Source organism: Aquabacterium sp., from assembly GCF_048860245.1.
Taxonomy (GTDB): domain Bacteria; phylum Pseudomonadota; class Gammaproteobacteria; order Burkholderiales; family Burkholderiaceae_C; genus Aquabacterium.
The window spans coordinates 1-9,352 of sequence record NZ_JBLIZW010000047.1; the positions used below are offsets into that span (position 1 = coordinate 1).

General features: G+C 59.8%; 9 protein-coding genes and 1 pseudogene. 3 read left to right on the top strand and 7 right to left on the bottom strand.

Annotated features, from left to right (window positions below; translation table 11 throughout):
• On the bottom strand, positions 1 to 478 hold a 478-nt coding region (locus ACMV18_RS05290), incomplete at its 3' end, for a c-type cytochrome (protein ID WP_420816981.1).
• Between the two features lie 203 nt (positions 479 to 681).
• On the opposite strand from ACMV18_RS05290, the gene yihA reads away from it, so the two are divergent.
• Positions 682 to 1,371, top strand: a complete 690-nt coding sequence (gene yihA, locus ACMV18_RS05295) for a ribosome biogenesis GTP-binding protein YihA/YsxC (RefSeq protein ID WP_420816982.1) — start codon at positions 682 to 684, stop codon at positions 1,369 to 1,371.
• A 76-nt stretch (positions 1,372 to 1,447) separates the two neighbouring features.
• Here the strand turns inward: yihA and ACMV18_RS05300 are convergent, their stop codons facing one another.
• The 3 genes from ACMV18_RS05300 to pyk form a co-directional block, all read right to left on the bottom strand.
• Entirely contained in the window at positions 1,448 to 2,353 is a 906-nt protein-coding gene (locus ACMV18_RS05300) for a phosphoribosylaminoimidazolesuccinocarboxamide synthase (RefSeq protein ID WP_374259090.1), read from the bottom strand.
• Between the two features lie 170 nt (positions 2,354 to 2,523).
• Positions 2,524 to 3,588, bottom strand: a complete 1,065-nt coding sequence (fba, locus tag ACMV18_RS05305; RefSeq protein ID WP_420816983.1) for a class II fructose-bisphosphate aldolase — start codon at positions 3,586 to 3,588, stop codon at positions 2,524 to 2,526.
• Positions 3,589 to 3,711: 123 nt separating this feature from the next.
• Complete coding sequence (pyk, locus tag ACMV18_RS05310) at positions 3,712 to 5,142, bottom strand: pyruvate kinase (RefSeq protein WP_374259092.1); 1,431 nt, start codon at positions 5,140 to 5,142, stop codon at positions 3,712 to 3,714.
• A 145-nt stretch (positions 5,143 to 5,287) separates the two neighbouring features.
• Here pyk and ACMV18_RS05315 point away from each other — a divergent pair, with 145 nt between their 5' ends.
• A complete protein-coding gene (locus tag ACMV18_RS05315) occupies positions 5,288 to 6,124 on the top strand; it encodes an alpha/beta hydrolase (protein WP_420816984.1) in 837 nt (278 codons plus the stop codon).
• 72 nt (positions 6,125 to 6,196) lie between these two features.
• Here ACMV18_RS05315 and ACMV18_RS05320 read toward each other — a convergent pair whose 3' ends face one another.
• The 3 genes from ACMV18_RS05320 to ACMV18_RS05330 all read right to left on the bottom strand — a co-directional run bounded on the left by ACMV18_RS05320 (position 6,197) and on the right by ACMV18_RS05330 (position 8,494).
• Positions 6,197 to 7,390 carry a phosphoglycerate kinase gene (locus tag ACMV18_RS05320; protein WP_420816985.1) on the bottom strand — a complete coding sequence of 398 codons (1,194 nt, stop codon included), beginning with the start codon at positions 7,388 to 7,390 and terminating at the stop codon, positions 6,197 to 6,199.
• Between the two features lie 133 nt (positions 7,391 to 7,523).
• Complete coding sequence (locus tag ACMV18_RS05325) at positions 7,524 to 7,895, bottom strand: hypothetical protein (protein WP_420816986.1); 372 nt, start codon at positions 7,893 to 7,895, stop codon at positions 7,524 to 7,526.
• Positions 7,896 to 8,035: 140 nt separating this feature from the next.
• Entirely contained in the window at positions 8,036 to 8,494 is a 459-nt protein-coding gene (locus tag ACMV18_RS05330) for a DUF494 family protein (RefSeq protein WP_420816987.1), read from the bottom strand.
• A gap of 137 nt (positions 8,495 to 8,631) precedes the next feature.
• Between ACMV18_RS05330 and ACMV18_RS05335 the strand changes: the two are divergent.
• Positions 8,632 to 9,209 (top strand): annotated as a pseudogene (locus tag ACMV18_RS05335) (transposase); the annotation flags it as partial.
• Positions 9,210 to 9,352 lie beyond the last annotated feature (143 nt).

The following is a 9,352-nucleotide window of genomic DNA, read 5'->3' on the forward strand; positions in this document are numbered from 1 at the left end:
CACCCAGACGCGGGTACTGCACGGGCATGCCGGCGCCGTTGGGGCTGTGGCAGCTGGCGCACGCGGCAATGCCCTTCTTGGCGATGCCACCGCGGTAGATCTTCTCACCCAAGGCGACCATGTCCTTGTTCTTGGCCGTGCCCACTGGCGCCTTCTTGCTGGCGTAGAACGCGGCCACGTCGCGCATTTCGTCGGCCGTCAAGGGGGCGGCCATGCCCATCATGATGGCGTTCTTGCGCTTGCCTTCCTTGAACTCGGTCAGCTGCTTGACGATGTACTCGGGGTGCTGGCCTTGCAGAATCGGGTAGGTGGGCAGGCCACGCGAACCGTCCACGGCGTGGCAAGCCGAGCAAACAGCGGCCTTGGCTTCACCAGCAGCCAGGTCAGGCTTGGCGGCCTTGGTTTCGGCGCTGTGGGCCAGACCAGAGAGGGACAGGGCCACCGAGGCAAGGGCAATCAGGTGAGAGAAGCGCTTCATGGCGTAGGGGCTGTGAGTTATCAGATGGGGTTGCCATCACGCATTGATGGCACATTAATCAGGAGATTTTACAATGCCCTATGACTCGCCAAACACCAAATCGCCCAGAGAGTGCGCCAAAGCCTGCCAAAGGCCCTCAAAAAGCCACACCCACCCCACGTGTTGACACAGGGGATCTGGCGCGCCACCCAGCCAAGGAAGCCTTGGCCTGGGCACACACGGCCCGCTTTTTCACAACGGCCGCACAACTCCACCAACTCCCGCCCAACGATCTGCCGGAGATCGCCTTCGTCGGTCGATCCAACGCGGGCAAATCCACGGCCATCAACACCATCGCCCAACAGCGCCAGCTGGCATTTGCGTCCAAAACGCCAGGACGTACCCAACACATCAACCTGTTCCATCTTGGCCCGAAGGCCGCGCCCAACCAGATCTGGACGGACTTGCCCGGCTACGGCTATGCCGCCGTGGAGCGCACCGCCAAGTTGCGCTGGCAAGAGGTGATGGCCGACTACCTGCAGACCCGCCCCAATTTGAAGGCAGTCGTGCAGATGGTGGACTCCCGCCATCGCTTCACCGAACTGGACCAACAACTGCTGGCCTTCGTGGCGCCGCGCGTTCGCACGGGTGAAGTCAAATTGCTGGTTCTGCTGACCAAGGCCGACAAGCTCAACCGCAAAGAGCAAGCCGAATCCCTGCGCAAAGCACAAGAGGAACTGGCCGACCTGGTGACCGACGAAGCCGACGTGGGCATTGCCCTGTTCTCGTCCCTGAACAAGACTGGGGTGGGCGATGTGGCCGACACGCTGCATGGCTGGGTCGCGCCGGCCGAGTTGGCCCAAGCCATTGCGGCAGCCCATGCTGCGCAAGCCGAAGCCGATCAGGACGACTAAGCACGCGGCGCACGTGCAAACATGAAAAAGGCCTCGCAATGCGAGGCCTTTTGCTTCAGCGGTCGCTTGCCGCCAATCAGGCGGTTTGCCCTGTCAAACGCGTCAGCGCTTCCTGATACTTGGCAGCCGTCTTTTCAATCACGTCTTGAGGCAGCGCGGGCGACGGTGCGGTCTTGTCCCAAGGCTGACCATTGACCGTGGCTTGCTCCAACCAGTCTCGCACGAACTGCTTGTCGTAGCTGGGTGGGTTCTGACCTTCCACATAGCCTTCCACAGGCCAGAAACGCGACGAATCCGGCGTCAGGACCTCATCCATCACGGTCAGCGTGCCCTGTTCATCCAGGCCGAACTCAAACTTCGTGTCCGCAATGATGATGCCCTTGGTCAGCGCATAGTCCGCAGCCGTCTTGTACAGCTTGATGGCCAGCTCACGCACTTTCTCAGCCATGTCGGCACCGATGATCTCGCTCATCTTGTCGAACGAAATGTTTTCGTCATGCTCACCCACTTCGGCCTTGGTGGCGGGGGTGAAGATGGGCTCCGGCAACTTGCTGGCGTTCTTCAAACCTGCAGGCAACTTCACGCCACACACTTCGCCGTTGTGCTGATATTCCTTCCAGCCCGAACCAGCCAGATAGCCACGCACCACGGCTTCCACCGGCAGCGGCTTGAGCTTCTTGACCAACATGGCACGGCCTTCTACCTGTGCACGCTCGGCGGGGGACACCACCGAGCAAGGATCGTCACCTGTCAGGTGATTGGGTGCCACATCCTTGAGCAGCTCAAACCAGAACAGCGCCATCTTGGTCAGCAGCGCGCCCTTGCCGGGAATGGGCTCCCCCATGATGACGTCAAAGGCACTGATGCGGTCCGAGGCCACCATCAAAATGCGGTCGTTGCCAACAGCGTAGTTGTCACGCACCTTGCCACGAGCAAGCAGGGGCAAAGAAGTCAGGGCAGAGGTATGCAGGGCGGAGGTCATGAAGGGGTCACCAGGTCAATCGTGAGGCCTGATCACAGGCACCACGGAAATCGGCAAAACGATATTGTGCCGCGTCCAGCCACGTCACAAAATAAAACCGGCGAAGGCTTGCACCCACGCCGGTTGTCTCATGCCCATTCACGCAAACGGGCATCAGGCATGCGTGTCGATCAGGACACGACTTGTGCCAGCTTGCCGCTCGCGTAAGCTGCGGCGATGTCCACCAGGCTCACGGGCTTGATCTTGGCACCTTGACCTTCGCATCCGAATTCCAGGTAGCGTTGCTTGCAGACCTGCTTGGCGGCTTCGCGCGCAGGCTTCAGCCACTCGCGCGCGTCGAACTTGTCTGGGTTCTCGAACATGAACTTGCGCACGGCACCGGTCATCGCCAGACGAATGTCGGTGTCGATGTTGATCTTGCGCACACCGTACTTGATGGCTTCCTGGATTTCCTCGACGGGCACGCCGTAGGTTTCCTTCATCTTGCCGCCGTACTGGTTGATGATGGCCAGCAGTTCTTGCGGCACCGACGAGGAACCGTGCATCACCAGGTGGGTGTTGGGGATACGGGCGTGGATTTCCTTCACGCGCGAGATCGCCAGGATGTCACCCGTGGGCTTGCGCGAGAACTTGTACGCACCGTGGCTGGTACCAATCGCAATCGCCAGCGCGTCCAGTTGAGTGGCCTTCACGAAGGTGGCAGCTTCTTCCGGATCGGTCAGCATTTGGCTGTGATCCAGCTTGCAATCGGCGCCAATGCCGTCTTCTTCGCCGGCATCACCGGTTTCCAGGTTGCCCAGGCAGCCCAGTTCGCCTTCCACGGTCACACCCACCTTGTGGGCCATTTCCACGACCTTGCGGGTCACGTCGACGTTGTACTCGAACGAAGACGGGGTCTTGCCGTCTTCCATCAACGAGCCGTCCATCATCACCGAGCCAAAGCCCAGGTCGATCGCGCCTTGGCAGACCTTGGGGCTGGTGCCGTGATCCTGGTGCATCACCAGCGGAATGTGGGGATAGGCTTCCACCGCAGCCTGAATCAGGTGCTTGATGAACGACTCACCCGCGTACTTGCGGGCACCCGCCGAAGCCTGCAGGATCACAGGTGCGCCGACTTCATCGGCAGCCGCCATCACGGCCTGGACTTGTTCCAGGTTGTTGACGTTGAAAGCCGGAATGCCGTAGTTGTTTTCAGCAGCATGATCCAGCAGCTGACGCATCGAGACGAGTGCCATGTGACCCCCAGTAAGCGGTGAGAACGAAAGAAAACGCGCCCACGGCGCGTCGCAAACTGGGCGAGATTCTACCGAGAGCCGAGCGCCGCCCCAACCCCAAGGTCAAGCGGCGCTCAACTTTTCTCAGTGAACCGCACTCACCTTCAGCATATTTGTGCCACCTGGCGTTCCCATTGGCTCCCCGCAGGTGATCGCATAGGTATCGCCCGAACGCAGCACACCGCAGTCCACGAGCACGTGCTCGGCTTTGGCCAAGGCCTCGTCCCGGTCGGCGTAACTGGGCACCAGCAAGGGGTGCACATTCCGATACAGGGCCATCTTGCGCTGCGCAATCGCCTGCGCAGTCAAAGCAAAAATCGGCACATGCACCTTGTGACGGCTCATCCACAGCGCCGTCGAGCCAGACTCCGTCAACGCCACAATGGCCTTGCACCCCAGGTGATACGCCGTGAACAGCGCCCCCATGGCAATCGACTGGTCAATCCGCGCAAAGGTCTTGTTCGTGAAGTCGGCATCCAGGGATACCTCTTCCGCCCGTTCGGCCTCCTGAACGATGTTGGCCATCTGCTCCACCGTCTCGACCGGATACTTGCCGGCGGCGGTTTCGGCACTCAACATCACGGCATCGGTACCATCCAGCACCGCATTGGCCACGTCCGACACCTCCGCACGGGTCGGCACCGGATTGACGATCATCGACTCCATCATCTGGGTCGCGGTGATCACCACCTTGTCCATCTCACGCGCCAGCTTGATCATGCGCTTTTGCAGAGCCGGCACCGCAGCATTGCCCACTTCCACGGCCAAGTCACCGCGCGCCACCATGATCCCGTCCGAGGCCTTCAGGATGCTTTCCAGGTTCGGAATCGCCTCCGTCCGCTCGATCTTGGCAATCAGGGCTGGCCGATGCCGCCAAGGTTCGCCCGCCACATTGCACAGTTGACGCGCCATTTCCATGTCCGTCGCATTCTTCGGGAACGACACCGCGATGTAATCGCACTGGAAGCTCGCTGCTGTCTTGATGTCTTCCATGTCTTTGGCGGTCAAGGCGGGCGCGGTCAACCCACCACCCTGCTTGTTGATGCCTTTGTTGTTGGACAACTCGCCCCCCAACTTGACCACCGTGTGCACGGCTTCGCCCTTCACAGCCGTCACCGTCAACACGATCAGTCCGTCGTTGAGCAGCAGCACATCGCCCGGCTTCACATCCCGCGGCAGTTCCTTGTAATCCAGGCCCACCCCATTGACGTCGCCCAGCTCGGTCCGGCTGGCATCCAGTACGAAAGGCTGCCCCGGCTCCAGCATCACCTTGCCTTCGGCAAACTTGCCCACCCGAATCTTCGGCCCCTGCAAATCCGCCATGATGGCCACGACCTTGCCCACACGCTGCGCCGCTTCTCGAACCAAGTTGGCTCGGTCAATGTGATCCTGCGCCTTGCCATGCGAGAAATTCAAACGCACGACATCCACCCCCGCACGCAGCATCTTCTCCAACACATCCAAAGTCGACGAAGCAGGACCCAATGTGGCAACGATCTTGGTAGCACGTGGCATGTTCAAAGCTCAGCGGTTGTCTGTCTCATTCCAGTGTCACACCAAATCCACCAGAAAGAAAACTCGAAATAGCCCCTGTCATGCAAGGTTCACACGCCTGACGCCCAAGCGCCACAGCGCACAGCCACTACACTCGTCCTTCAACATGGGACCCAGCACATTGCCTCCTCTGATCATCTTTGCGCACGCGAACGGTTTTCCCGCATCCACCTACAGTGAACTGTTCACGCACTGGCGGACAAAGGGATACCAGGTTCATGCCATCGAGCGTCTCGGCCATGACCCGCGCTTTCCCGTGACGGACGGTTGGCCCCATCTGGTCGAGGAAATCCATCACTTCATCCAGCACGATGTACGCCCCCACCGCGATCAAAAGGTCTTCTTGGTTGGGCACTCGCTCGGCGGCTACCTCAGCCTCATGGTTGCACACCGCTGGCAAGGGCTCGCCGATGGGGTCGTGGTGTTGGACTCCCCCATCCTGAACGGATGGCGCAGCACGGCCATCGGATGGATCAAGCGCAGCGCCTTGATTGATCGCATCCTGCCCTCTGGCATCTCGGCACAACGAACCCACGAATGGCCGGACAAAGCCGAGGCGCTGCGTCACTTCAGCAGCAAGCCCAAGTTCCAGGCGTTCCACCCCACGGTTTTACAGGACTACATTCGCCACGGAACCCACCCGCACCCGCATCAGAGCCATGTGACCCTCGCCTTCCGCCGGGAGGTCGAAACTGCCATCTATCGCACAATGCCTCACGCGCTGCTTCCTGCATTCGCGTCGATACCCCACCGCAGTCCCACCGCATTCATCGGGGGCACGCGCTCGTCCGAGTTGCGTAGAGCAGGCCTGAGCGGGACTCGTCGCCTGTTTGGCGATCAGGTCACCTGGATCGACGGCACGCATCTGTACCCTTTCGAGCAGCCGCTGCGCACGGCAGAAGAAGTCCTCAACTGGCTTCGTCAATTTTCCGAGTCGAAATGAAAAAGCCCCGACGCTGCAGTCGGGGCTTTTCAAACAGAACCGCATCTCGGGCCCAGGCAGGCCCGGCTGACATCAACCTGCGGCGCGCTTACTCAAGATCTCAAAGGCGGGCAACGTCTTGCCTTCCAGCACTTCCAGGAAGGCGCCACCACCCGTGGAGATGTAGCCAACATCCTTCTCGATGCCGTACTTGGCAATCGCAGCCAACGTGTCTCCGCCGCCCGCAATGCTGAACGCATCAGACGCCGCAATGGCCCGCGCGATGGTTTCAGTCCCGTTGGCAAAGGCATCAAACTCGAACACACCAACTGGGCCATTCCAGACCACGGTCCCCGCGGCCTTCAGTTGAGCGGCCAACTTCTCCGCGGTCTTCGGCCCGATGTCCAGAATCATGTCGTCATCGGCCACATCCGTCGCAGCCTTCACCGTTGCGGGAGCGTCAGCCGCAAAAGTCTTGGCCACCACCACGTCTTCCGGGATCGGCACTTCTGCGCCACGAGCCTTCATGGCTTCAATCACGGCCTTCGCCTCGCCGATCAGGTCAGCCTCGGCCAAGGATTTGCCAATCTTCAACCCTGCCGCGAGCATGAATGTATTGGCAATGCCACCACCCACAATCAGGCCATCCACGTTCTTGGCCAACGACTGCAAAATGGTCAGCTTGGTCGACACTTTGGAGCCCGCCACAATGGCCAGCAACGGACGCTTAGGTGCTTCCAAGGCCTTGTTGATGGCGTCGATCTCGGCAGCCAGCAAAGGCCCTGCACACGCCACCTTGGCGAACTGAGCGATGCCATACGTCGTCCCCTCTGCGCGGTGGGCCGTCCCAAATGCATCGTGAACGAAGATGTCGCACAGCGCAGCCATCTTGCGGGCCAGTTCTTCGTTGTTCTTCTTCTCACCCTTGTTCAGGCGACAGTTCTCCAGCAACACCACTTCGCCGGGATGAACAGTCACGCCATCCACCCAGTTGCTGACCAATTTCACCTCGCGGCCGAGCAACTCACCCAGTCGCTTGGCGACCGGAGCCAGCGAATCTTCAGGCTTGAACTCACCCTCGGTGGGACGTCCCAAGTGCGACGTCACCATCACAGCGGCCCCCGCCTTCAGCGCCAACTCAATCGCTGGCACCGATGCACGAACACGCGTGTCCTCAGTGATGTTGCCCGCATCGTCTTGCGGCACGTTCAGATCTGCGCGGATGAAGACACGTTGACCAGCAACCTTGCCCTGGGCCACAAGGTCTTCAAAACGAAGGATATTCATGATGGCTGTCGCCTAGATGTTGAGTAAACAAAAGTGGCGACATTGTAGAAAGCCTCACGGCTTCCTCAAACCCCATCACGCATGGTCTTGTCGGAAATGCCAAAACAAATGCAAAACGCGCAAGGGAACGCCGTCAGTGAGCAGACTTCTTCCCGCTCTTCTTCCCAGAAACAGGGGCCTCATCCTGGGACTCATCTACCGACGCGTCTGCCTCTTCGTCTGAAGGGGTGCTCGCAGGCTTGGACGCAGCGGGCGCGGGACGAGGCACCACCGGCACAATGCCGTCCAGCTTGTTCTCCCGCATGTATTCATCCATCTCGCGCCAACCCTCATACACCGCAGCCTTATCTGCCTTGGGGTTCAAGGTGTAGCAATCCTCAATGGCTCGCAACGCGTGGCGGCATGCACCGCCGGTTGCCTTGGCGTCAGCATGAGCACGCTCAGCGGACTTCTGCGGCGTTTCGATCCCAAGCTGATCGCAACCCGCCAAGATGAGGCTGCACATCAGCACAATAAAAACGGGACGACATTCAACGAGGTACATGACACGCCTTCGCAGCCGAGGATCGAACGATCGGGCCAACGCCCTGTAGGTACAAGGTATTTACGGCAGTCCGCGGTCAAATCTTGAGCAACCGACCGCCCTCAGTGCACGACGCGCTCGGAATCATCGGCGCACAACTCATCCAGAATCAGCGCGTCGGGCTCTTCACCCAAGCCCCAGAAAATCAACAAAAGTAGCACCTTGAAATCATCCAGGCCAACAGGCCCTTTTGGCACAGCAGTCACGCGATCCAAAACGATTTCACGAGCCTTTGGGCTCAGCACGCCTGCAGACACAAGAAACTGCAGGAAGCCCAACGCCTCCGCACCGAGTCGTTCCAACTCAGCATCGGCGAACACTCTGGTTGCAAGCTCTGACGGTGCCCTTAGATCACTCTTTTCACCAGACAGGCTACGCAAACCGCCAAGCCAAGTCAGGGCCTCCGCGATTTCCTCTTGCTCGAACCCAACTGCAGTCAGTTTGCGCGCCAACTGGTCTGCATCCGGACATGCGTCGGGGCGCCAATAGTGTTCGTAGACGTATGCGAGAACATCAAACATGCGGGAACTATACCTGAGCGAAACACAGCACACATCGCGAAAATGGGCACGAGTGTGATCTGAGCTCGCAAAACCGAGCCACCTGAAGCGAGAGTTTTCCGGCACATTGGCCCCAGCAGGGGCCACCGGAGGACATGATGAGGAAGAGTCGGTTTTCGGTTGAGCAGATCGTTGCTGCGATCAAGCAAACGGAGATGGGGATGCCTGTGGCGGACCTATGCCGCAAACTTGGCGTCAGTGAGCCCACGTACTACCGCAGGAAGAAGCAGTACGGCAGCCTTGAGCCCGACCAGGCACGTGAGCTCAAACAACTGCAGGAAGAGAACGCCAGACTTAAAAAGCTGGTGGCCGATCTGAGCTTGGATAAGGCAATCTTGCAGGACATCGCCGCAAAAAAATGGGGCGGCCCGCGCTGAGGAAGCAGGCCCTGGCCTATGTCGTGGGCCACTACTGCATCAGTCAGCGTCGGGCCTGCAAGTTGGTCAAGATGTCGCACAGTACGCTGTACTACTTGCCTGTGCGTGACGCCCGGCCAGAGTTGCGTCGCCGCATGAAAGAGCTCGCGCAGACGAGGATTCGATACGGCTATAGACGATTGCATGTGCTGCTCAAGCGCGAAGGCTGGCAACTTGGGCGCAAGCAGTGCTACCGCATCTACCGGGAGGAAGAACTGCAGCTGCGCTCAAAGCTGCCCAAGCGTCGCAAGATGGTCGTGCAATGAAGCGCCCCGGGTTTCGCGGAGGCCAGTTGGTTTAAGTCAGGCGGTCACGGCCTGACCAGCGTGTTGTTGGTGGTAGTTTGCCTCGAACTCGGCTGGCGGGACATTGCCCAGCGGCCCCATCAATCGATGGTGATTGA